At 66.1% G+C, this 23954-nt stretch carries 21 protein-coding genes; 10 read left to right on the plus strand and 11 right to left on the minus strand.

From position 1 onward, the window contains the following. Nucleotides 1-32: 32 nt before the first annotated feature. A complete protein-coding gene (locus DK261_RS26365) occupies nucleotides 33-938 on the minus strand; it encodes a helix-turn-helix domain-containing protein (protein WP_009049148.1) in 906 nt (301 codons plus the stop codon). Nucleotides 939-1100: 162 nt separating this feature from the next. Between DK261_RS26365 and DK261_RS26370 the strand changes: the two genes are divergently transcribed. From DK261_RS26370 to DK261_RS26385, 4 genes are all read left to right on the plus strand, one after another. Then, nucleotides 1101-2459, plus strand: a complete 1359-nt coding sequence (locus DK261_RS26370) for a glutamine synthetase family protein (RefSeq protein ID WP_009049149.1) — start codon at nucleotides 1101-1103, stop codon at nucleotides 2457-2459. A 245-nt stretch (nucleotides 2460-2704) separates the two neighbouring features. Continuing rightward, complete coding sequence (locus tag DK261_RS26375; RefSeq protein ID WP_110176871.1) at nucleotides 2705-3793, plus strand: polyamine ABC transporter substrate-binding protein; 1089 nt, start codon at nucleotides 2705-2707, stop codon at nucleotides 3791-3793. Beyond that, a complete protein-coding gene (locus tag DK261_RS26380) occupies nucleotides 3790-5103 on the plus strand; it encodes an FAD-binding oxidoreductase (protein ID WP_110176873.1) in 1314 nt (437 codons plus the stop codon). The genes DK261_RS26375 and DK261_RS26380 overlap by 4 nt, the downstream gene beginning before the upstream one ends. 246 nt (nucleotides 5104-5349) lie before the next feature. Then, a complete protein-coding gene (locus tag DK261_RS26385; protein WP_028684074.1) occupies nucleotides 5350-5655 on the plus strand; it encodes a YceK/YidQ family lipoprotein in 306 nt (101 codons plus the stop codon). Nucleotides 5656-5861: 206 nt separating this feature from the next. Here DK261_RS26385 and DK261_RS26390 read toward each other — a convergent pair whose 3' ends face one another. Beyond that, a complete protein-coding gene (locus DK261_RS26390) occupies nucleotides 5862-6629 on the minus strand; it encodes an EAL domain-containing protein (protein ID WP_016705171.1) in 768 nt (255 codons plus the stop codon). A 249-nt stretch (nucleotides 6630-6878) separates the two neighbouring features. Between DK261_RS26390 and DK261_RS26395 the strand changes: the two genes are divergently transcribed. Beyond that, nucleotides 6879-7883 carry an AraC family transcriptional regulator gene (locus DK261_RS26395; protein ID WP_038632618.1) on the plus strand — a complete coding sequence of 335 codons (1005 nt, stop codon included), beginning with the start codon at nucleotides 6879-6881 and terminating at the stop codon, nucleotides 7881-7883. A 135-nt stretch (nucleotides 7884-8018) separates the two neighbouring features. On the opposite strand, the gene DK261_RS26400 is transcribed toward DK261_RS26395, so the two are convergent. Continuing rightward, the gene (locus tag DK261_RS26400) at nucleotides 8019-8543 is read right to left on the minus strand and encodes an SgcJ/EcaC family oxidoreductase (protein WP_110176875.1); all 525 of its coding nucleotides are present in this window, start codon (nucleotides 8541-8543) and stop codon (nucleotides 8019-8021) included. Between the two features lie 170 nt (nucleotides 8544-8713). Here DK261_RS26400 and DK261_RS26405 point away from each other — a divergent pair, with 170 nt between their 5' ends. Genes DK261_RS26405 through DK261_RS26420 form a run of 4 tightly spaced genes read left to right on the plus strand, consistent with a single transcriptional unit; the run spans nucleotide 8714 to nucleotide 13366 of the window. After that, entirely contained in the window at nucleotides 8714-9898 is a 1185-nt protein-coding gene (locus DK261_RS26405) for a sensor histidine kinase (protein WP_110176877.1), read from the plus strand. Beyond that, entirely contained in the window at nucleotides 9895-10563 is a 669-nt protein-coding gene (locus DK261_RS26410; protein ID WP_110176879.1) for a response regulator transcription factor, read from the plus strand. Before DK261_RS26405 ends, DK261_RS26410 begins: the two co-directional genes overlap by 4 nt. Next, entirely contained in the window at nucleotides 10560-12917 is a 2358-nt protein-coding gene (locus tag DK261_RS26415) for an ATP-binding protein (protein ID WP_110176881.1), read from the plus strand. The genes DK261_RS26410 and DK261_RS26415 overlap by 4 nt, the downstream gene beginning before the upstream one ends. Further along, on the plus strand, nucleotides 12914-13366 hold the full coding sequence (locus DK261_RS26420) for a response regulator (protein WP_009049159.1): 453 nt from the start codon (nucleotides 12914-12916) through the stop codon (nucleotides 13364-13366). The genes DK261_RS26415 and DK261_RS26420 overlap by 4 nt, the downstream gene beginning before the upstream one ends. 14 nt (nucleotides 13367-13380) lie before the next feature. Here DK261_RS26420 and DK261_RS26425 read toward each other — a convergent pair whose 3' ends face one another. The 7 genes from DK261_RS26425 to gabT all read right to left on the minus strand — a co-directional run bounded on the left by DK261_RS26425 (nucleotide 13381) and on the right by gabT (nucleotide 21348). Beyond that, nucleotides 13381-14640, minus strand: a complete 1260-nt coding sequence (locus tag DK261_RS26425) for a DUF2235 domain-containing protein (RefSeq protein ID WP_110176883.1) — start codon at nucleotides 14638-14640, stop codon at nucleotides 13381-13383. 205 nt (nucleotides 14641-14845) lie between these two features. Beyond that, a complete protein-coding gene (locus tag DK261_RS26430; RefSeq protein WP_110176885.1) occupies nucleotides 14846-16189 on the minus strand; it encodes an OprD family porin in 1344 nt (447 codons plus the stop codon). 80 nt (nucleotides 16190-16269) lie between these two features. Continuing rightward, entirely contained in the window at nucleotides 16270-17475 is a 1206-nt protein-coding gene (locus DK261_RS26435) for a DUF1624 domain-containing protein (RefSeq protein ID WP_009049162.1), read from the minus strand. 78 nt (nucleotides 17476-17553) lie between these two features. Beyond that, nucleotides 17554-18336 carry a DUF4198 domain-containing protein gene (locus DK261_RS26440; RefSeq protein WP_256587552.1) on the minus strand — a complete coding sequence of 261 codons (783 nt, stop codon included), beginning with the start codon at nucleotides 18334-18336 and terminating at the stop codon, nucleotides 17554-17556. A gap of 434 nt (nucleotides 18337-18770) precedes the next feature. Continuing rightward, the gene (locus DK261_RS26445) at nucleotides 18771-19259 is read right to left on the minus strand and encodes an Lrp/AsnC family transcriptional regulator (RefSeq protein WP_009049164.1); all 489 of its coding nucleotides are present in this window, start codon (nucleotides 19257-19259) and stop codon (nucleotides 18771-18773) included. Nucleotides 19260-19302: 43 nt separating this feature from the next. After that, nucleotides 19303-19962, minus strand: a complete 660-nt coding sequence (locus tag DK261_RS26450; protein ID WP_009049165.1) for a hypothetical protein — start codon at nucleotides 19960-19962, stop codon at nucleotides 19303-19305. A gap of 96 nt (nucleotides 19963-20058) precedes the next feature. Next, the gene (gene gabT, locus DK261_RS26455; protein ID WP_016705161.1) at nucleotides 20059-21348 is read right to left on the minus strand and encodes a 4-aminobutyrate--2-oxoglutarate transaminase; all 1290 of its coding nucleotides are present in this window, start codon (nucleotides 21346-21348) and stop codon (nucleotides 20059-20061) included. A 274-nt stretch (nucleotides 21349-21622) separates the two neighbouring features. On the opposite strand from gabT, the gene DK261_RS26460 reads away from it, so the two are divergent. Beyond that, nucleotides 21623-22546, plus strand: coding sequence for a glyoxylate/hydroxypyruvate reductase A (locus DK261_RS26460; protein WP_009049167.1), 924 nt, complete (start codon nucleotides 21623-21625; stop codon nucleotides 22544-22546). Nucleotides 22547-22854: 308 nt separating this feature from the next. Here the strand turns inward: DK261_RS26460 and DK261_RS26465 are convergent, their stop codons facing one another. Continuing rightward, nucleotides 22855-23934, minus strand: coding sequence for a tartrate dehydrogenase (locus DK261_RS26465; protein ID WP_053269136.1), 1080 nt, complete (start codon nucleotides 23932-23934; stop codon nucleotides 22855-22857). Between the last annotated feature and the right edge of the window lie 20 nt (nucleotides 23935-23954).

The raw sequence follows: 23954 nt of genomic DNA on the forward strand, positions 1-23954 counted from the left end.
GACCAGCCTGCGGGCCCACGGTCAGCCAAGCCTCAACGCTGGCCGCGACGCAGGGTCTCGCTCGGCAGTTCCTTGAACAGCGCGCGGTAGCTGCTGGAAAACCGCCCGAGGTGCCAGAACGACCAGCGCATGGCCACCTCGGCCACGGTGGTTTCGTCCGGGCCGCGGCTGAGCAGTTCGCGGTGCGCGCTGTTCAGCCGGCGCAGGCGCAGCCACTGGGTCGGCGCCATGCCGGCGAAGGCCCTGAACGCGCCTTGCAACTGGCGCAGGGACACCCCGGCCACCTGCGATAGCTCCAGCAGGTTGAGGCTGTCTTCCGGGCCGTCCGCCGCCCACTCCGCGACCCGCTGCATGATCGCCCGCTCCTCGGCGCGCCGGCGCAGGCCGCCGCCGTCCAGGCGCACGCAGGCGTTGTCGAGGATAAACAGGCAGTCGTCGAGCAACTGCTGGGTCAGGGCTTCGCGACTCGGTGGGTCGAGGGTCTGTGACAGGCGCGTCAGGGTCGCGCTGAGCCAGCGGCTGAACAAGGCGTTCTGCCCGCAGTTGAGCGGCGCCAGGAACAGGCCGTCGAGGCGTTGTGCGTCGAGGCCATGGCCGCGGACGAACTCCGGGCCGAACACCACGGCGATTTCCTGGTAGTTCTCCGGGGTGATCCAGATATTGCGGCTCTCGCCATTGAGCAGGTACAGGGCGTTGTCGCTGCGATCGAAACAGAACGCCAGGGAGTCCTCGGGCGCGCTGAAATTCTGCTCGACCCGGGTGTTCATGCACTCCTCGTAGATCTGCACCCCTTGCAGGTCCAGGTAACGCACCTGCCCGGCGAAATGCCCGGGCGACATCTGCTGGTAATGCTGCACCCAACCCGGGGTGGCACGGATCTGATCGGCCACATCGAAGGTGTTGAAGGCCTGGACCTGGAGAGCTGTCGACGCTGTCATGAAGGGACCTTGCGCACTCTTTTGGTGCGCTTTGGTGCTGCTTAAAGTGGATAGATGGAACCGCAAGGCTTGCCCAAGATAGTCGCCAACGCGCCACAGGGGAAGCCTTGCCGGGCCACCCCAAGCACTGGCGCGTCACCGACAATCATTGACGAGGTCCTTATGAATGCCCCTTTCGATCAGCTGTCTGCCTGGCTGAAAGAACACAAGATTACCGAAGTGGAATGCGTGGTCAGCGACCTGACCGGCATCGCCCGCGGCAAGATAGCGCCCACCAACAAGTTCCTGCATGAGCGAGGCATGCGCCTGCCGGAAAGTGTGCTGTTGCAAACGGTAACCGGGGACTTCGTCGACGACGATATCTACTACGACCTGCTGGACCCGGCCGACATCGACATGGTCTGCCGCCCCGACGCCTCGGGCATTTACCTGGTGCCCTGGGCCATCGAGCCGACCGCCATCGTCATCCACGACACCTTCGACAAGTTCGGCAACCCTATCGAGCTGTCGCCGCGCAACGTGCTGAAGAAAGTCCTGCAGCTGTACGCCGACAAGGGCTGGCAGCCGATCGTCGCGCCGGAAATGGAGTTCTACCTGACCCAGCGCTGCGAAGACCCGGACCTGCCGCTGAAGGCGCCGCTGGGCCGCTCCGGCCGGGCCGAGAGCGGCCGCCAGTCGTTCTCCATCGACGCCGCCAACGAATTCGATCCGCTGTTCGAGGACGTCTACGACTGGTGCGAAGCCCAGGGCCTGGACCTCGACACGCTGATCCACGAAGACGGCCCGGCGCAGATGGAAATCAACTTCCGCCACGGCGACGCCCTCGACCTGGCCGACCAGATCACCGTGTTCAAGCGCACCCTGCGCGAGGCCGCGCTCAAGCACAACGTCACCGCCACCTTCATGGCCAAGCCGGTGGCCGACGAACCTGGCAGCGCCATGCACCTGCACCAGAGCGTGGTCGACAGCGCCACCGGCAAGCCGATCTTCGCCGACGCCGAGGGCCGCATGAGCGAGCTGTTCCGTCATCACATCGGCGGCCTGCAGAAATACATCCCCCAGGTGCTGCCGATGTTCGCGCCCAACGTCAATTCGTTCCGCCGCTTCCTGCCGGACACCTCGGCGCCGGTCAACGTCGAATGGGGCGAAGAGAACCGCACCGTTGGCCTGCGGGTGCCGACCTCCAGCCCGGAAGCCATGCGCGTGGAAAACCGCCTGCCCGGCGCCGATGCCAACCCCTACCTGGCCATCGCCGCCAGCCTGCTGTGCGGTTACCTGGGCATGGTCGAGGGCATCGAGCCGAGCGCCGCGGTGGAAGGCCGGGCCTACGAGCGGCGCAACCTGCGCCTGCCGATCACCATCGAAGACGCCCTGACCCGCATGGAAGAGTGCCCGACCCTCGAGCGCTACCTGGGCAGCAAGTTCGTGCGCGGCTACGTGGCGGTGAAACGCGCCGAGCACGAGAACTTCAAGCGCGTGATCAGCTCCTGGGAACGCGAGTTCCTGTTGCTCAGCGTCTGAGGCTTGCGCGCGCTGCTGCGCACACCGTTGTAGCCGCTGCGGAGCGCCAGCGAGGCTGCGCTCGATGGCGCAGCCATCGCCAGACCGTCGCACGCGGTGTACCTGATGCAACGCGGTTGCCGGGTTTGCGTCGGCTGCGCCGCCGATCGCAGCCTCGCTGGCGCTCGGCAGCGGCTACAGGGGACGGGGCTACAGGGCTTCATGAATTTGGCAAACCAATAACAACCGCAAAAAGGGGTATCGCTATGCGTCTATGGAAATCGGTGGTTCCGCTGGCCCTGTCGGTGCTGTTTGGCGCCACGGCCCAGGCTGAATCGAAAGTCAGCGTGTACAACTGGACCGACTATATCGGCGAGACCACCCTCGCCGACTTCCAGGCAAAAACCGGGACCCGGGTGATCTACGACGTCTTCGACTCCAACGAAACCCTGGAAGGCAAGCTGCTGGCCGGCCGCACCGGCTATGACGTGGTGGTGCCGTCCAACCACTTCCTGGCGCGGCAGGTCAAGGCCGGGGCCTTTCTCAAGCTGGACCGCGCGCAGTTGCCGAACTGGCAGAACCTCGACCCGAAACTGCTGGCCCTGCTGGAGCAGAACGACCCCGGCAACCAGTACTCGGTGCCTTACCTGTGGGGCACCAACGGCATCGGCTACAACGTCGACAAGGTCAAGCAGGTGCTGGGCGTCGACAGGATCGATTCCTGGGCGGTGTTCTTCGAACCGGAGAACCTGAAGAAGCTCAGCCAGTGCGGCGTGTCGATGATGGACTCGCCGGACGAAGTGTTCCCGGCGATGCTCAACTACCTGGGCCTGGACCCGCGCAGCGAAAACCCCGCGGACTACAAGAAAGCCGAAGCCAAGCTGCTGGCGATCCGTCCCTACATCACCTACTTCCACTCCTCCAAGTACGTCTCGGACCTGGCCAACGGCAATATCTGCCTGGCCTTCAGTTATTCCGGCGACGTGTTCCAGGCCGCCAATCGCGCCAAGGAAGCCAAGAACGGGGTGAAGATCGCCTATTCGATTCCCAAGGAAGGCAGCAACCTGTGGTTCGACCTGCTGGCGATCCCGGCGGACGCGAGCAACCCCAAGGAGGCCCATGCCTTCATCAACTACCTGCTGGACCCGCAGGTGATCGCCAAGGTCAGCGCCTACGTCGGCTACGCCAACCCCAACCCGGCGTCCCAGCAATTCATGGACCCTGAGCTGGTGAACAACCCCGAGGTCTACCCACCCCAGGCGGTGCTCGACAAGCTGTATATCTCCAGCACCCAGAGCCCGCAGACCATGCGCCTGATGACTCGCGCCTGGAGCAAAGTGAAGTCCAACAAATGAACCAGCACAGCCACGCGCAACACACCCGCTCCTACTACGCCGCCTCGGCCAACGCGCTGCCGGACTACCCGCCCCTGAACACTGACCTAAATGCAGAGCTGAGCGCCGATGTCTGCGTGATCGGCGGCGGTTTCACCGGGGTCAACACCGCCATCGAACTGGCGCAGCGCGGCCTGTCGGTGATCCTCCTGGAAGCCCGACGCATCGGCTGGGGTGCCAGCGGGCGCAACGGCGGGCAACTGATCCGCGGTATCGGCCACGACGTCAGCGGTTTTGCCCGCTACGTCGGCGCCGAGGGCGTGCGCTACCTGGAGCAGGCCGGCATCGACTCGGTGGCGCTGGTCGGCCAGCGCGTGCGCGAACACGGCATCGACTGCGACCTGCGCTGGGGCTTCTGCGAGCTGGCCAATACCCCGGCGCAGTTCGCGGCGTTCCAGGCCGAGCAGGAGCATCTGGCGGCGCTGGGCTACGTGCATGAAACCCGCCTGGTGGCCCCGCAGGACATGGCCCAGGTGGTGGCCTCGTCGTGCTATGCCGGGGGCCTGGTGGACATGGGGTCCGGGCACCTGCACCCGCTCAACCTGGTGCTCGGCGAGGCCGCCCTGGCCCGGTCGCTGGGGGTGCGGATCTTCGAGCAGAGCCCGGTGCTGGAACTGATCCACGGCGACAGCGTGCAGGTGCGCTGCGCCAACGGCACGGTGCGCGCCGGCAGCCTGGTGCTGGCCTGCAACGCCCACCTGGATGACCTGGAGCCACGGCTGAGCGGCAAGGTGCTGCCGGCGGGCAGCTACATCGTCGCCACCGAGCCCCTGGCGCCGGCCCTGGCCGCCGAACTGATCCCGCAGAACCTGGCGCTCTGTGACCAGAAGGTCGGCCTCGACTACTACCGGCTCTCGGCGGACCGGCGCCTGCTGTTCGGCGGCGCCTGCCACTACTCCGGGCGCGACCCGGCGGACATCGGCACCTATATGCGGCCCAAGCTGCTCAAAGTGTTCCCACAGTTGGCGCATGTGGGCATCGACTACCAATGGGGCGGCAAGATCGGCATCACCGCCAACCGCTTCCCCCAGGTCGGGCGCCTGCGCCAGTACCCCAACGTGTATTACGCCCAGGGTTACTCCGGGCACGGGGTCAACGTCACCCACTGGACCGCGCGCCTGCTGGCCGAAGCCATCCACGCCGGCCACAGCCGGGGCCTGGATATCTTCAGCGCAGTGCCGCACATGACCTTCCCCGGCGGCCCGGCCCTGCGCGCGCCGCTGCTGGCGCTGGGCATGCTGTGGCATCGGTTGCGCGAGGTGCTGGGCTAAGGCAGTAACTGCGCAAGCGAATGGACCACCGCTATCGCGAGCAAGCTTCGCTCCTACAGAAGCGAGCGCCAGACGCGGACTACCCGGCGCTCCACAAACCTGTAGGAGCCAGCGGGCGGCGATCCGGCTTGCCGGCGATGGCGTCATCGAATGCGCCGCCATCATCCCTGGCAGCTCGCTGCGATCATTGCCACACAGGCTGGCCTGAAACCTCGAGCGGTGCGAAGATGCGCGCCGCAAACCGGCTTGCTAAGGAATGGCATCATCAAAGCGCTCACTGCTCTCGTCCTGCTTGGGACACTCGCCCTCTCGGGCTGCGGCACCCTGATGGCCCGTGCCAGCAATCAGTACATCTCCTACGACTTCTACAAAGGCACCCAGCAGAATATCCAGCTGCTGACCATGCGTGACGCCCGCGGCTACGACGGCTACGCCACGATCTACTGCTGGATGAGCATCGTCTGCCCGCTGGTGGCGGTGGTGAGCCTGCCGGTGGATGCGGCGGTCGATACCGTGCTGCTGCCCTACGACGCCAAGGGCGTTTATTACTGAAGCCGCGTTTGGTCGATAGCGGCATGGGTGAATGGACCACCGCTATCGCGAGCAAGCTTCGCTCCTACAGAAGCAAGTGCCAGATACGGACTACCGGGCGCTCCACAAACCTGTAGGAGCCAGCGGGCGGCGATCCGGCTTGCCAGCGATGGCGATCTCAAATGCGCCGCTGTCATCCCTGGCAAGCATCGGCAAACCGTCACCACTCAGCCCGCCACCACAGGCTCGGCCACCACCCCACGCAACCGGCACGGCGCGCCCAGACGGTCGAGCCGCGGGCGGCCGAACAGGTAGCCCTGGCCCCACTCGCCGCCGCAGGCGGTGGCGAGGGCGCGGTCGGCTTCGCTCTCGATGCCTTCGATGATCACGCAGGGCGCCAGGGTCTTGCACAGCTGCACCAGGTGTTTCAGGGTCTGCACGCTGTTGGGTTCGCTGCGGGCGCGTTGCAGGTAACCCTGGTCGATCTTGACCATGTCGGGGCGGGTCTGGCGGATGAACTCCAGGGTGCCCAGGCCTGCGCCGAAGTCGTCCACCGCCACCCGGCAGCCCAGCTCGCGCAGGCACAGGACAAACTCGATGGCCGCCTCGGGGCTCGGCGGCGTGGCGCTTTCGGTGATTTCGATCACCAGGCGCGCAGCCACCGAAGGCGCGTCGCGCAACTGCGCGAGGGTGGCGGACCAGAACGGATCGATGATCGCGCTCTGCGCCGAGATATTGCAGCCCAGGCGCAGGTGCTCGTCCTCCAGCAGGCGCTCGATCACGCACCCCACCACGCTGCGGTCCAGCTCGCGCATCACCTGATGGCGCTCGAGCATGGCGAACGGGTAGACACCCTTGCCCGGCTGCTCGACATGGCGCAGCAAACCTTCCTGGTACAGCACCCGGTTGGCGTCGGGCAGCCACACCACCGGCTGGAAGGCCAGCGCCAGTCGCCCCTGCGCCAGTTCCCGATAAAAGTCTTTGACGCTTTGCATGACAGATCCGTAGTCGAAGCGGCGACAGCGCGCCGGGTGGGTTGGCCAGGATGCGTCGGCGCGCCCGACGAGATAATGGCTCATTGCCACTTATGATCCCCCCTGCCCGAGCGGCTCGAAAGTGTTCCCGGATACCTTTCGTTTGTCCTTGGAAACACCGCACCGCCCTTTCTCGACTGTGGCCCAGGGTTTATTGCGATCATGCGCCGGCGCCAATGACATCAATTAGCCACCAGTCCAGGAAGTACTATGCACAGAATGACCGGCACCAGTTTCCGGGTGCTTGCCGATGTCCTGACCGATGCAGGCGTCAAGGTCGAGGCCTTGCTCAAGCGCCACGGCAGCAGCCACCAGGAGGCCTGTGAAAACCCCACGGGCGTCAGGCTGGAGCTGGTCTACGCGGTGCTGCAGGACGCCGTGCACCTCTGCGGCAACCCGGACCTCGGCCTGCTGGCGTACACCAAGGCCCACCCGGCCAACCTGGAAGTGCTCGGCTATGCGCTGATGTCCGGCGCCACCCTGGACACCGCGCTGCAACGCCTGGTGGACTATCACTCGCTGGTCAGCAACGGCTTCTACCTGTGCCTGGAGCGCAGCCCCCAGGCCGTCACCCTGATCGGCTTCGACCTCGCCCTCGAACCGGGCCTGGTACCACGGGCGTTCATCGATGCCGGCGCCGCGCAGACCCTGGGCCTGGTGCACTGGCTGCTGCCCGGGCGCAAGCCGCAACCGCTGGCGGCGAGCTTCACCTACCCGCGGCCGGCGGACACCCGTGCCCTGGAGCGCCTGCTGGGGCCCAACCTGCAGTTCGACGCGCCCTACAACAGCCTGAGCTTCAGCCCGCGCGATTGCGCGACCGCCCTGCCCAGCGCCGACCCGGCCCTGGACGTGCTGCACATGGAATACGCGCGCAGCCGCCTCAAGCTGCTGCTCGACGGCTCGATGACCGCGCGGGTAAGGCGGGTACTGTCCGAGCGCCTGGCCCAGGGCGGGCCCAGCGACCTGCGGCATATCGCGCAGTTGGTGGGGGTCAGCAGCCGCAGCCTGCAACGGCGCCTGGGCAGCGAGGACATGCACTTCTCGGCCCTGCTCGACGAGGCGCGGCTGATGCTCGCCCACAGTTTCCTGCGCAACTCGGCGCGCAGCGTCAAGTACATCGGCGCCCTGCTCGGCTTTCGCGACCAGAGCAGCTTTCACAAGGCCTGCCGCCGCTGGTTCGGCATGACCCCGGGGCGTTATCGCCAGGAAGGCTGAACACAAACGACCAAACAAAAACTGTAGGAGCGAGCTTGCTCGCGATGGACGTTAACGATTGCGCGTACCGACTGGATGAACGCGGCGCTCTTGAGTCCATCGCGAGCAAGCTCGCTCCTACAGGGGGGGCAGGATTCAGCGATGGCTGGCCTGCAATGGCGGCTGCGCCTGGGGCATGGCCGAAGAGTGGTGGTTGAGGATCTTCCACTGGCCGTCGATGCGCTCGTAGAGGAAGGTGTAGCGCGCCTGGACCTGGCGGGTCGCGCCACCGGCTTCGTGCAGGGTGAAGGTGTAGACGCCGCTGTCCATGGCCGCGTCCGGACCCAGGTGGCGGATTTCCCGGTAGTTGATCTGGCCCACCGGCTTGCCCGCGAGGAAATGCTCGAAGTAATCCTGGATCTGCGCCGGGGTGGTGCGCACCTGGTTCGACACGGTCGGCTGGAGGATCGCGTCGGCGGCGTAAAGACTGGTTACGTTTTTTGCGCTGCCGCTTTGCAGGGCTGCGTTCCAGCGATCGAACAGGCCGGCGATCTCCCGGTCGCCCTGGCTCTGCGGCTGCGCGGCGACGGTGCGGTACACATAAGGCGTGGCGTCCAGGGCCTGGGCCAGGGGCGCGGTCAGGGCCAGCAACAGGGCAATGGCGGTGGTTGGCAGTTTCATCGGAAGGCTCCAGTGGGTTTCAATGCGCCCACTTTGCCCACCCGGCGCAGCCTCGCCATCGGCCAACCGGTGCCGGCGGCCTATGCCATTCGGCAGATAGGCCCACAGCCGGCAAGCGGGTCTAATGCCTGCTCGCGAGCGCACGCCCTTCACGCTGGAGCCTGTTTTTCATGCAAAGCCCGACTCACGACCCCGGCAGCGCCCTGGCCATTCGCAGCCAGTATCGCCAGTCGCAAAGCCGCGCGGCGCGCCTGCGCCTGTTGGTGGACACCGGCCAGGAACTGACCCAGTTGCCGCCCGCGGCCATGCGCCAGCGCGCCCTGCAACGGGCCTGTGCCTTTATGGCGATGGACCACGGCCTGCTGCTGGAATGGCACGCCACCCAGCCGCCCCGGGCCACCGCCCAGCATGGCAGCAGCGAACGCCTGGCTGCCCTGCACCCGTTGGCCAAGTCTGCGACCCTGCACCCCGAATGGCTGCCGCAGACCGATGCCGCCCTGCCCCAGGTGCTGCGCATTCCCCTGCCCGGCGCCGACGGCCAGGCCTTCGGCGCGCTGCTGCTGGCCAACAGCGTGGCCCTGGCCGCGCCCGACAGCGAGGACCTGGAATCCCTGCAACTGCTGGCCACCCTGTTGGCCGCGCACCTGGAAAACCAGCGCTTGCTCCAAGCCCTGCAAGCCCGGGAACGGACCATGTCGGAGCTGGTGCACCGGCTGTTCAGCGCCCAGGAAGACGAGCGCAAGCGCGTGGCCTACGACCTGCACGACGGCCTCGCGCAAACCCTGGCCGGGCTGCACCAGCGCCTGCAAGGTTTTGCCGGACGCTGTCCGACATTGCCGCAAGAACTGCACAGCGAACTGCAAACCATCCTGACCCTGGCCCAGGGTTGCGTCGGCGAGGGCCGGCAGTTGATCGGCGGCCTGCGCCCCAACGTGCTGGACGATTTTGGCCTGTACAAGGCCATCGACAAGGAAGCCGACCGCCTGCGCGACGCTGGCATCGAGGTGCACTGGCAGCAACAGTCCGGCGCGCGCCTGCCGGGTGCCAGCGAGATCGCCCTGTTCCGCATCGCCCAGGAAGGCATCAACAACATCCTCAAGCATGCCCGGGCCAGCCGCGCCGAGTTGAGCCTGCAACTGGCCGATGGCCAGGCCCGGCTGACGCTGGCAGACAACGGCGCCGGCTTTGCCCTGGACAGCCCGCTGTCCAGCTGCGGCGGCCAGCACCTGGGGCTGGCGGCGATGCAGGAGCGCGCCAGCCTGCTGGGCGGCGAGCTGTCCTGGCACAGCACCCCTGGCGATGGCACCCGCCTGCAAGCCCGGGTGCCGCTGCCCACAGTTGGAGAACACCCATGAGCCCTGCCCTGCGCCTGGTGCTGGCGGACGACCATGAAGTCACCCGCACCGGCTTTGTCGCCCTGCTCGCCGGCCACCCGGAATTCGAGGTGGTCGGCCAGGCCCGGGATGGCCAGGAAGCCCTCGAGCTGTGCGAACGCCTGCAACCGGACATCGCCATCCTCGATATCCGCATGCCGCTGCTCAACGGCCTGGGCGCGGCACGTCTGCTGCACCAGCGGCAACCGGCGATCAAGGTGGTGATCTTCACCATGGACGACAGCCCCGATCACCTGGAAGCGGCGATTGCCGCCGGCGCGGTCGGCTACCTGCTCAAGGACGCCAGCCGCAGCGAAGTGCTCGGCGCCCTGCAACGGGTGGCCCAGGGCGAGGAAGCCCTCAACAGCACAGTCAGCGCCCGGCTGCTGCGGCGCATGGCCGAACGCAACGTCGGCGGCAGCGGCCAAGCTGTCGCCCTGACCGCCCGCGAACGCCAGGTGCTGGGGCTGGTGGCCGGCGGTTTCAGCAACCGCGAGATCGGCGAAAAGCTCGGCATCACCACCGGCACCGCCAAGGCCCATGTGGAGCGGGTGATCGGCAAGCTCGGCGCGGCGGACCGCACCCAGGCCGCGGTGCGCGGCATCGCCCTGGGGCTGGTGGCGCAGCCCGCAGGAGACTGGCCATGAGGCTGCTGGCGAGCCGGCACTGGCTCGACCTGCCCCTGCGCAGCAAGGCGCTGGTGGTGATCTCCCTGCCGCTGGTGATCCTGCTGCTGTCGCTGGTGCTGATCTACATCACCGAACGCCAGACCGCCCGCGCCGAGGAAGACGTGCGCCGGGTGCTGCTGGTGCAGGGCGATATCCAGACCGTGCACACCCTGCTGGCCGAAGCGGCGGCCAGCGTGCGCGGCTACCTGCTGACCCGCCGCGAAGACTTCCTGCCCAGCTACGAGCGCGCCCAGCCGCTGATCCAGGCCGCGCTGCAACGGCTGGACAGCAACATTCGCGATGCGCGCATGCGCGATCACCTCAAGGCCATCACCCCGCTGATCGGCCACAAGCTCGACGGCCTGGTGGCCCTGCGCAACGGCCGGCCCGACGACAGCGCCAGCATCACGGCGATCCTGATCGAGAACAAACAGGTGCTGGACGTGCTGCGCGAGCAGATCAGCGCCATGCGCATCCGCGAAGACGGCTTGCTCGCCGAGCGCAGCGCCGCGGCCTCGGCGACCCGCATGCGCCTGCTGATGGCCACGCTGCTGGCGGCGCTCTGCGGCCTGTTCGGGGCGATTGTCGCGGTGCTGTTCTTGTCCAAGGGCATCGTCGCCCGGGTGCAGCAGGTGCAAGGCAACGCCCAGCGCCTGGCCCTCGGCCAACCGCTGCGCCCGCAGGCCCCGGAACAGGACGAGATCGGCCAGCTCGGCACCCGCCTGGTGGAGGCCGGGCAACTGCTGGCCGAGCGCGAGCGGGCCCTGCGCGACAACGAAGAGCGCCTGCGGCTGATCATCGACGGGGTCAAGGACTACGGGATCTTCGCCCTCGACACCCAGGGCCGGGTCACCACCTGGAACGCCGGCGCCGAGCGGATCAAGGGCTACCGCGAGCAGGAAATCCTCGGCCGGCACTTCTCGCTGTTCTACCTGCCGGAAGAATGCCCCGCGCACCCGGACATGGCCCTGCGCGAAGCCACCCGCGACGGCCATTACATGGAAGAGGCCTGGCGCTGCCGCAAGGACGGCAGCCGCTTCTGGGCCAGCGTGGTGATCACCGCGCAGTACGATGCCAGCGGCGCGCTGCGCGGCTTCTCGAAGATCACCCGCGACATCACCGACCGCCGCGCCGCGGAAATCGCCCTGCGCACCGCCCGCGAAGAAGCCGAAAGCGCCAGCCGCGCCAAGAGCGAATTCCTCTCGCGCATGAGCCACGAACTGCGCACCCCGCTCAACGCCATCCTCGGTTTCGCCCAGTTGCTGGACATGGACTCGCCCAGCGGCCAGCGGCCCCAGGTCGGGCATATCCTGCGCGCCGGCCAGCACCTGCTGACCCTGATCAACGAGGTGCTGGACATCGCCCGCATCGAGGCCGGGCACCTGCCGCTGACTGTCGAGCCGATCGCCCTGGCCTCGGCACTGCACGAAGCCCTGACCCTGGTCTCGCCAATGGCCACCGACGCTGGCATCCAGCTCGCTGCCCTGCCCGCGCTGAGCGAACACTGCGCAGTGATCGCCGACCGCCAGCGGCTGATCCAGGTGCTGCTCAACCTGCTGTCCAACGCCATCAAGTACAACCGGCCCCAGGGCCAGGTGCGAATCGCGGTCAAGGTCCTGGGCCCGCGGGTCGAGGTAGCGGTCAGCGACACCGGCGCCGGCATTCCCCTGGAGCGCCTGGACCAGTTGTTCCGGCCTTTCGAGCGCCTGGGCGCCGACCCGCGGGTGGAAGGCACCGGCCTGGGCCTGGCCCTGAGCAAGAGCCTGCTGGAAATGATGGACGGCAGCCTGCGGGTCCACAGCACGCCGGGCCAGGGTTGCTGCTTTACCTTGCAACTGCCGTTTGTCCAGGTGGCCGCGGCCGGCGCGCACCGCCCCCTGGAACAGCAGGCCCTGGAGCAGCAGGCGCTGGAGCAATCGGTGTCGGTGCTGCCGGCCCGGGTCGAGACCGTGGAATACCGTGGCCAGGTGCTGTGCATCGAAGACAACCTGTCGAGCCTGGCGCTGATCGAAACCCTGCTGCAACGCCGCCCCGGCATTCGCCTGCTGTCGAGCATGCAGGGCCAGATGGGCCTGGACCTCGCGCGCCAACATGCGCCGCAACTGATCCTGCTGGACGTCAGCCTGCCGGACCTTGCGGGCCTGGAGGTGCTGCGCCGGCTGCGGGAGTCGCCGAGCACCGCCAGCACCCCGGTGCTGATGATCACCGCCGACGCCAGCGCCCTGACCCACCGCGCCCTGCTGCAGGCCGGGGCCACGGCGATCCTGACCAAGCCCATTCATATCCCGGCGTTTCTCGCCCACCTTGAGCAACATCTACCGGAGCCCGCATGAACCACGATTTGCGCATCCTGATCATCGACGACCAGCGCCCCAACCTCGACCTGATGGAACAGCTGCTGGCCCGCGAAGGCCTGCACAACGTGCTGAGCAGTACCCAGCCGCTGCGCACCCTGGACCTGTTCAACAGCTTCGAGCCGGACCTGGTGATCCTCGACTTGCACATGCCCGAGTTCGACGGCTTCGCCGTGCTCGAACAGCTCAACCGGCGGATCCCGGCCGACGATTACCTGCCGATCCTGGTGCTGACCGCCGACGCCACCCGCGACACCCGCCTGCGGGCCCTGGCCCTGGGCGCCCGCGACTTCATCAGCAAGCCGCTGGACGCCCTGGAAACCCTGCTGCGGATCTGGAACCTGCTGGAAACCCGCGCCCTGTACAAAGCCCTGCGCCAGCAGGTGCCGGCGCAGCAGATCGAGCTGCTGCGCCGGCATCGCCAGTGAGTGGGTTGGCAGCCTTAGAGGTTGTACTCATCCAGCCTCGGCGAGTCGCCCACCTGCTCGATCGACTCGGAATCGATGTCCGGCAGGTTTTGCGGCTGGTAGCTCAGTTGGCTGCCCCACGGCTGGTCGCTGTTCAGCGGCCCCTTCAGCCGAGCGGCCACTGAGGCATGGACCCGGATTTTCTGTCCGTTTTCAGGGGTGGGAATCTCCCGCAACCGGGCTTTGCCGAACGGCGGCATCGAACCGTACTCAAGGGTTCGCTTGTGGGTCCTCGGGTTCCAGACCAGGCGCGGCACCCACTCGGCGATCAGCCAGTTGCGGGTCAGGGAATTGTGGGCCTGGGCCAGCGGATCCCGTAGCACCGAGGATGCTGGATAGAGTTCGGCGCGACAGGCTTCGGCATCGATGCTCAACCCAGCCTCCAGGCACTCGCCGATCATCCAGCGCAAGGCAATCAGCGCCAGCTGCGACTCGCCGACCGGGTAACCGCCGCCCACATCCGAATGCACGCCGGCGAACCAGACCTGTTTCAGGTTCACCCCCTTGCCTTCTGCCCAGAGGTTCTGCCGGAAAAAGCTGCGGCGTTCGTCCAGGGACACCGCATGGCGGATGATCTTCACCTCCTTGTTCCTGCGGGTGTAGGGAACGATCAGCGGGTCATACACCCAGCCCACCGAACTCACGGTGTCGAACAGCCCGAGAAAGTGAATGCTCACCTTCCGGGCAAAGCTGCCCTTGAACGCCTCCATCAAGTCGAAGTCCGGCTTTTTATCCGCGCTCATGCGCCACCAGGTGTAACTCATGGCCCGTTGGCGATTCGGTTTGGAATTATCAGCGGATCGCTGGCGAGTGGTCAGCAGTGACCAGGCAAAGTCCATCAACTGGGCCTGATGGGCCGGCAACAGGCCGATGGTATACAGCAGCGCCGCCAGCACCCGCACCGCGTAGGAGCCGCGGGAGAAACCGAAAAGGAAAATCTGGTCGCCGTCCCTGTAGTTCTCCATCAGGAAGCGATAGGCATTGAGCACGTTGCGCTTGATACCCCAGCCGAACATCAGCCCGGCGATGCGCGACGGCACCTTCTGCCATTCGAACAGGGTTTCGCTGAGCCCGAAGGTGCCCACGCCCTGGTCGTAATAGGCCAGCAGCGTTTCGCTGTCCTTGGGCAGCGAGCGAAACAGCCGGACCACGTTGGTCGGCTCGTCACTGAAACGGTTGTTGGTGCCGTCGATGCAAACAATCAGCTGGCGCGCCTTGATCCTTGTGTTGTCCACGACCTGGTTCCCTCGAGAGTCGTCAAGTGAGGTTCCCGCGCGGCCAGTCGGCCAGGCGAGGACCGGTGTCACCCTACGTCCGTGTCATGACAACTGCTGCGGTAAAGCCTGAAGGGCTATCCAAGGCATAGCAGCATTAACGGCACCCGGCCATAAAAACCCCTCCACCGGGAGGGGCTGGTCACCGACAAGCCTTGCCTGGGCCCTAGAACCTGCCGCCCAACGGATACTCGATCGCCAGCCGCAGCTGGTCGGCATCCAGTTCGGCCTGGGCCTTGTTGCCACGGTGCACGGCGTGGCGCAGGGTGACGGCGAGGTTTTTCGCCGGCCCGGACTGCACCACGTACTTGGCCTGCAGGTCGCGTTCCCAGTGCTTGCCGCCTTCGCCGTAGCCCAGCCAGGCGTAGCCGCCGCGCGGGTCCATGTGGCTGCCGTCGATGCCGCTGCCGCGCACATACAGGGCACTGAAAGTCAGGCCGGGAACCTGGTAGCCGGCCATGTTGAGGTCGTAGCGGGCCTGCCAGGAGGCTTCTTCAGGGGCGTTGAAGTCCGACAGGGCCACGGCGTTGCTGAGCAGGATCGCGCCGCGGGTGACGTAGTCGTAAGGCGTGTCGCCGTCGACCTTCTGGTAGCCCAGGCCAAAGCTGTGGGCGCCGCTCCTGTAGGTCGACATCAGGCTCCAGGTGGTGTTGTCGATGCGCCCGGACAGGGCCTTGCCGGTGTCCTGGGTGCGGTACAGGTTGAAATCGAACGTCAGGTCCTGGCCCTGGCTCAGCGGCAGGTTGTAGAGCGCGCCAAGGTACTGCTGGCGCCAGGTGTCTTCGTACAAGGCGCTGAACAGGCTGGCGTTGAGGCCCTTGATCGAGGTGTTGCGCACGCCGATCAGGTCGAAGCTGTCGCCCTGCTTGCCGTTGGAATAATTGACCACGAAACCCTGGTCGTGGCTGCTGGCGTTACGGTCGGTGCTTTCGTTGAAGTGGCCGCCGTACAGCGTGGTATTGCTCAGTTCGCGGCTGGTGAGGAACCAGCCGGTGGCGGTCTCGGGCAGCAGGCGGCTGTCGGAGGAACCGAACACCGGGGTCTTGACCCGCTGCTCGCCGTAGCGCAGTTCGGTGGAGGAAAAACGCAGCTTGGCCACCGCGCCGCCGCGGCTGAATTGGTCCTTGGGATGGCCGTCGTTGTCCACTCCCAGCAGCCGCGCCTTGCCGGCCCGGCCACCGCCGCTGTCGAGTTTCCAGCCGGAATAGACGTGGGCGTCCAGGCCGAAGCCGAGCGTGCCCTGGGTGAAACCGGAGCTGTAGTCGGCCATCAGGCCGTAGGCCCACTCCTGCGCCAGGTCGCTGCGTTCGGCGCGGGGTTTGTAGGCATTGCGCGCGCCGTTGCTCAAGGAACCGTGCTCATAGTCGCGACGGTCGTAGAGGCTGCGGTTGAACAGGCTCCACTGGCTGTCTTCGATAAAGCCCTTGGCATTGTCCTGCTCCGCGGCCAGCGCGAGCAGGCTCTGGCCTCCCAATGCCAACAGCAGGGTGTGTCGGGTCAAGGTCTTCACTGTCGAACTCCCGAAAATCGATAAATGGCGGGCGATATCAGGCAGTGCGCCGCTGTACGGGCGCACCACCGGGACCCCACTCAGAGGTATTTGAGGATCGCGATATCGCGGCGGCGCTGCTTGAGGCCTGCGAACCAGCGTGTCGGGAAGAACAGCAGCACGCCGAGGATCAGGCTCCACAGCCAGACCCCGGACAGGTTGTCGAAGCCGTAGTAAGTGCCCTGGTTGGCGCCCCAGATGGCCACGGCCACCAGGTACATGGCCTTGAGCACGTACAGGTGCAGCAGGTAGAAGAACATCGGCGCGCCGCCGTAGATCGCCAGTTGCGCAGTCGACCAGCGTTCCTGGACCTTCTCGAAGTACGCCAGGAGGATCAGCCCCAGGCCCAGGGTCGGCATCAGGAACATCAGCGATGGCGGGTATTTCTTGGCGCTCATGAAGCTCATGAAGGTGCGCAGCGCATCGCCGGTCTGGACCCAGGGCTTCTCGCCGTAGACGTTCAGGTAACGAATGAACACGAACGCCACCAGCAGGCCGACGCCGACCTTGAGCAATCGCGAAATCCGCGCCGCCGGTTGCACGTCCTTGCCGAACCACGGGCCGATGGCCCAGCCCAGCAGGATCACCCCGATCCACGGCAGCACCGGGTACGTGGTGCGGGCCCGGGTGAACTCGGTGATGTCGATGAACACCCGCTGGTGCAGGATCGACCAGGGCACGAAGAACGGCGACTCGGGGCCCACCACCACGTCATCCAGCAGGTTGTGCCCGGCGACTATGGCCACCCCCAGCACGATCAGCCAGCCGCGTTTGAAGTGCAGCAGGCCGGCCAGCACGATCATGCAGATGCCGATGCACCAGATCACCTGCAGCCACAGGGTCTTGGGCGGGAACTCGGCGTTCCAGGCAAAACACACGAAGGTCAGTTCGAGGAACACCAGGAACAGGCCGCGCTTGAGCAGGAACACCGAGGTTTCCCCGAGGCTGTGTTTCTGGCTGTAGAGCCAGGCCGACAGGCCGGTGAGGAAGATGAACACCGGCGCGCAGATCTCGCTGAGCAGGCGGGTGAAATACAGGTCCGGGGTCACGCTCAGGGCGTCGATCGGGTCGGTGACCTGGCGATGCAGGAGGAAGGTCTCGCGCACGTGGTCCACCAGCATGCACAGCATGACGAAGCCGCGCAGGGCATCGATCGCCAGCATCCGCGTATTGGCCTTGGCCACGCTGCCCGCCAGCGCAGGGGACGCAACGCCCGCCTGCCCTGCCAATCCAGTAGAAAGGGTCATATCAGTCACTCATGTTGAAGGTCGTTAAGCCTGGGCAACCCCCTGTCGCCGACACGGCACAGGGGTCGGGGCAGCGGGTCAGGATTGCTTTTTCAAGCGCGCGACTTCCGAGGCCGGCAGCGTTGCAGGCGCCCGTGGCAACGGCGGCTTGCCCTGTGGCTGGTGGAACGACAGCGTGGAACTGAAGCTCTTGAGGTCGTAGGCCTCGGCCTGGCTGTCCGGGCCCTGGCGAGTGCCCGGGGTGCGGTCCTTGTATTCGGCGGCCACCACATAGGTGCCCTGCCACGGCAGCGCGAAGCTGACCTTGCCGTCCTGGTCGCTGGTCTGGGTGAAGACCTCGCCGGAGCCGGTTTCCAGGATCACTTCCTGGGCGGCCAGCGGCTTGAGTTCATAGAACACCTGGAACTGCGCCTTGCCCGCGGCGGCCACGCCGGTGGGGACGATGTCCAGCGCCAGTTCCGGCTGGCGCGCGCGCAGGTCGCCGACCCAGCGGGTGGCGGGCGTCCAATGAGTCTTGAGGGTCTTGCCGCCTTCATGCAGGTCGAAGAGCGGATACTGCGAGTCCTGCGCCAGCAGGCTTTCATCGGCCCTGGGCTGATGAGCAACGCTGAACGACTGGCGTTGCAGGCCCAGACTCAGACCCAATGCCGGGGCCGGCAGCGGATTCGCCGCCGACCAGCCCTTGAGCTGGCGGAAGCGATCGAGGCCACCGGGGGTCACTTCCAGCATGTTCTTGTCGTACTCGCCGTAATACAGCGTCAGGGGCTGCCCCGGCGTGTGTTCGTACCAGATCTGGTGAGCCTGGGTACCGCTGGCCAGCATCAGCGCGCCCAGCCCTATCAAGGTATTTGCCGTACTCATTCGCATCGTGTTGCGCTCCTTTGTGCTCTCATTCAACGAATCGCCGCCCCCGCTCTGATGGCGTTGAACTTCCCGGGGAGACGATGCGCACCTACCACTGGCTGGCATTACAGCGCAGGCCGTTCTGTGCTTTGTTCCGATTTGCCGCGGCACAAGCCCGTTGCCTGCTGTTTTCTCAAGGCAAACAGCGATTTATGCGGTGTGCGCCAGGCTGAAGCATCCAGGGGTAAGCGGTGCGTGGATTGTCCGATCGGGGTGCACGCGAGGCCTGCATGGCCGGTGTCGCTTGCTTGCGCGCAACCCGCTGTTCACTCACCGGCCAGGCAAAATGGCCGGCCCAGACGCAAGCGCGCCCGGTGAGAGGCGCGCGCATGAGTGATTGATCAGACGGCAAAATGTTATCAGATAACATTTCATTTTGAGAGAAGAACGAGTCAGTGGCGCAATAATTTACGCAGGGGCACGCCGTCTTTGAGGACCGGCGACTTGATGACGATGTAGCTGAAGTACTTCGAGATACCGATGTTCTTGTCCAGCAGGCTTTCCACCACCTCCTGATAATGCTGGATGCTGCGGGTCATGAACCGCACCAGATAGTCGTAGCCGCCACTGATCAGATGACACTCCAGCACCTCGTCCACCAGGCGGATATTGGACTCGAACTTGGCGAAGTCCTCGCGCTTGTGGTCGCTCAGGGTGATCTCGGTGAACACCGTGACCGAGTCGGTGATCTTGGCCAGGTTCAGGTGCGCCTTGTAGCTGGAAATGTAGCCGGCCGATTCCAGGCGCTTGACCCGCTGCAGACACGGACTGGCCGACAACCCCACGGCGTCGGCGAGGCTGACATTGGTCATGCGTCCGTCTTTTTGCAGCTCAACCAAGATGTTGATATCAATACGGTCCAGTTTGACTAAACCTTCCATCGTTTACCTCTTGATTGCTGTGGGATGCAATCGACAAGCAAGATCAGCGCCGTAACGACGCCTGATGCTGGGCCACCAGGTCGGCCATGCTGTTGATGCAGTAGTCGGCGGCGCAGGGTTGCGGGTTGCGGCTGCCGGCACGGCAGATCAGGCACAGGCCCGCCGTCGCTTGCGCCGCGGCGGCCGGCGGCCGGGTCACCTGGAGAATGTCCTGGGCCCGCAGGTCGTTGTCCGCCAGCCACTGGCGATCCTGCAACGGCTGGCTGGCCAGGGAGATGAAATCGTCCTGGGCGATCCCCAGCCGCTCGCACAACAGCGCGCGATCCTCGGCATCGCGATCGCCCTGCACCAGCAGCCGATAGAACTTGCGCAGGTACAGCATCGCCCCCGGCGCATCCTCGAACAGAGACCAGCCCGCCACCGAACGGGCGAAGCTCATGCCCTCCTCCCAGGACGCCTTCAGGCCCCAGCGTTCGGCCAGCTGGCGATGGGCGAAACACAGCAGGCCGCTGAACCCCAGCTCGGCGAAACGCGGGTACAGGCCCCGCACCGTCTCGGCGAACTCGCCCAGCACCTGCTCCTTGTCCGGTTGCCCGCGGCGACTGTCGAGCAAGGGTTGCAAGGCCGCCCAGACCCCCGAGTCACGGTCCACCAGGACCGCGTCGCAGTCGATCAGCAACGCACGATAATCAGTCAGCCCCATGGCGTGTACAGCCTCCTATGATGCGTTCCATCGATCCATGCTCCAAAAATGCCCATCGGTGGCGCCCGGCAGCCCGGCGCCGACCGGGGCATCAGCTCAGTTCAAGACTCGTGCCAGCGCGGCATCGAGAATCGCCAGGGCTTCGTCGATCTGCTCGGGAGTTGTTACCAGCGGTGCCAGGAAGCGCAGGACGTTACGGTGCACCCCGCACTTGATCACCAGCAACCCACCCAGGCGCGCCTGGTCGATCAGCCGTTGCGTCAACTCGGCATCGGGGCTGCGCGCCGCATCGTTCTTGACCAGTTCCAGCGCCAGCATGAAACCGCTGCCACGCACATCGCCGATGCACGGGTACAGCCTCTGCAGGCTCAGCAACCCTTCGCGCAGGCGCAAGCCCAGCGCCACGCCACGGGCCAGCAACTGTTCCTCTTCGTAGGCATCCAGCACCGCCAGCGCCGCGGCGCAGGCCAGGGCGTTGCCGCCGTAGGTGCCACCGAGGCCGCCGGGCAGCGGCGCGTCCATGATCTGCGCCTTGCCCACCACGCCGGACAACGGCAAGCCACCGGCCAGGCTCTTGGCCACGGTGACCAGGTCCGGCTGGATATCGGCGTGCTGGAAGCCGAACCAGCTGCCGGTGCGGCCGAAGCCGGTCTGGATTTCATCGAGGATCAGCACAATGCCGTGTTGCGTCGCCAGGGCGCGCAAGGCCTGGAGGAATTCCGCCGGAGCGGCGAGGAAACCGCCGTCGCCCTGCACCGGTTCGATGATGATCGCCGCCACGCGCTCGGGTGCGACCTGGGTGGCGAACAGCTCCTGCAACGCCTGCAGGGCCATCTCGCTGCTGACCCCGCGATAGGCGTTCGGGTACGGCGTATGGAACACCTCGGGGGCGGTGCCGAAGTTCTGCTTGTACGGCTGGCTCATGCCGGTCAGCGTACTGCCGAGCAAGGTGCGGCCATGGAAACCGCCACGAAAGGCGATCACCGCCGAACGCTGGGTATGGGCGCGGGCGATCTTCACCGCGTTCTCCACGGCCTCGGCGCCAGAGGTGAAGAATGCCGCCTTGTAGGGCTCGGCGCCGCCGATCATCTGGCTCAGGCGCCGGGCCAGGTCCAGGTACGGTTTGTAGGCCACCACCTGGAAGCAGGCGTGGGAGACTTTCTGCAACTGCGCCTGCACCGCCGCCACCACCCGCGGGTGGTTGTGGCCGATGTTCAACACGCCGATCCCGCCGACGAAATCCAGATAGCGCTCGCCGTCCACGTCCCACACCTGGGAGCCCTCGGCGCGGTCGATGACCAGCGGATGGGCAGTGACCACGCCCCGCGGCACGAACTGATCGCGCTGCTGGAGCAAATGAGGTGTTTCGTCGACCTTGCTATTCATGGCGTTCCTCATACTGAGCCAGGCAACCGGGAAGCGGTTGCGATGGCTTCAGATTAAGGCTTCGGCGGAACCGACTTAGCCGAACTTGGCCCCTGAGAAATCCGGATCCACTGTTTTCACCCCGGCAAACGGCAGATTCCTTCAGCCCCGCCGAATCTGCCGGCCAGGGCCTCGAAGCGCGCGGCACAAGGCTTTCGCACGCGGCCTTTCGACAGATCCTGCTTTGCCGTTGCGGCATCATGAAACCCATCCCTCCATCGATCAGGAACCGCCCATGGCCCTCCTCTATAAAGCTGACCCCGTGCGTGGCGAACACTGGCGAGCGCTGTTCGCCGAACAGGCCCCGGACATTCAATGGCGTGCCTGGCCGGACCTCGGCAACCCCGAGGACATCCGCTACCTGGCGGCCTGGCAGGCGCCGGACGACCTGAGCCTTTTACCTAACCTCGAGGTGCTGTTCGCCCTCTCGGCCGGGGTCGATCAGCTGGACCTCGCGCGCCTGCCGCCGGACTTGCCGGTGGTGCGCCTGCTGGACCCGGGCATCACCCGGGGCATGTGCGAATACGCCAGCTTCGCCGTGCTCAGCCTGCACCGCGACATGCTGCGCTACCGGCAGCAACAGTTCGCCCGCTGCTGGCAGGCGCACCTGCTGCAACCGGCGGCGCAACGCCGGGTCGGGGTCATGGGCCTGGGCCAACAGGCGCAGCAGATCCTCGCCACCCTGCGACCGCTGGGGTTCGCCCTGTCCGGCTGGGCCCGCAGCGCCCATCGCATCGACGGCGTGCAGTGTTTCGCCGGCAACCAGCAGCTGCCGGCCTTTCTCAGCCAGTGCGACATCCTGCTGTGCGTGCTGCCCCTGACCGAACAGACCCAGGGCATCCTCGACCGCGAGCTGTTCCGCCAACTGCCCCGCGGCGCGGCGCTGATCAACATGGGCCGTGGCGGCCACCTGGTGGAGCAGGACCTGCTCGACGCCCTGGCCAGCGGCCAGCTCAGCGGCGCGGTGCTCGACGTCCTGCAACAGGAGCCGGCCCCGGCCGAACACCCGTTCTGGGATCACCCGCAGATCCTCCTGACCCCGCACATCGCCGCCATGACCCAGCCGGAAAGCGCCTTCGCCGTGCTGCTGGACAATATCCGCCGCCACCAGCGCGGCGAACCGATGCTCGGGCAGATCGACCGCAGCCAGGGTTATTGAAAGCCCCCGCGATCGTGTAGCCGCTGGCGCAGCTGTCGTAAAACCAGTGACAGCGGTGCGTCAGGGCTATCCAGCGTGCAGGTTTTGCGGGCTGGCGCCCGATCGCAGCCTTCGCCAGCGGCTACAGGGTTCGGCGTTTGGCAAAGCACGCAGGAACCCCGCAATCGCTGTAGCCGCTGGCGCAGCCTGCGATCGACGGCGCAGCCGTCGCAAGACCGCTGACCGCGGTGTATCAGGCTGATCCGGGATACGGTTTAGGCGGGCGCCAGGTCAGAGCGCCGCCCGCCCCCGCAGCTACAAGACGGGGCTCAGAGCCTCTCGGCAATCGCCACGCCCACCTCCTGGGTCGAGGCCTGGCCACCCAGGTCCGGGGTGATCGGGCCCTGGGCGATCACTTGTTCGATGGCCTCGAGAATCCCGTCGTGGGCGGCGCGATAACGCTGGTCGCCGTTGCCGAGGAAATCCAGCATCAGCGCGCCAGACCAGATCATCGCGATCGGGTTGGCGATATTGCGCCCGTAGATGTCCGGCGCCGAGCCGTGCACCGGCTCGAACAGCGACGGGAAGCGCCGCTGCGGATCGAGGTTGGCCGAGGGCGCGATGCCGATGGTGCCGGCACAGGCCGGGCCGAGGTCGGAGAGAATGTCGCCGAACAGGTTGGAGGCCACCACCACGTCGAAACGCTCCGGTTGCAGGACAAAACGCGCGCAGAGAATGTCGATGTGCTGCTTGTCCCAGCTCACCTGCGGGTACTGCTCGGCCATCAGCGCCGTGCGCTCGTCCCAGTACGGCATGCTGATGGAAATCCCGTTGGACTTGGTCGCCGCGGTCAGGCGCTTGCGCGGCCGGGTCTGGGCCAGGTCGAAGGCGTACTTGAGAATGCGGTCCACGCCACGCCGGGTGAACACCGACTCCTGCAGCACGAACTCATGCTCGGTACCCTCGAACATCTTGCCGCCCACCGAGGAATACTCGCCCTCGGTGTTCTCGCGGACCACCACGAAATCGATGTCCCCCGGCTCGCGCCCGGCCAGCGGGCACGGCACCCCGGGGAACAGCCGCACCGGGCGGATGTTCACGTACTGGTCGAAGTCGCGGCGGAACTTGAGCAGCGAACCCCACAGGGAAATATGGTCCGGCACCTTGTCCGGCCAGCCCACGGCGCCGAAGTAGATGGCGTCGAAATCCTTGAGCCGCTCGAACCAGTCCTCGGGCATCATCCGCCCGTGCTCCAGGTAGTAATCGCAGTGCGCCCAGTCCAGCACCTCGATCTGCAGGTCCAGCTGCCACTTGCGCGCCGCCTGCCGCAGCACCCGCAATCCTTCTGGCAATACTTCCTTGCCGATTCCGTCACCGGCGATGGCGGCGATCCTGAATGCCTTGCTCATGTCGCATGTCTCCTCGAAGT

The organism is Pseudomonas sp. RW409 (assembly GCF_003184125.1).
GTDB lineage: Bacteria > Pseudomonadota > Gammaproteobacteria > Pseudomonadales > Pseudomonadaceae > Aquipseudomonas > Aquipseudomonas chlororaphis_I.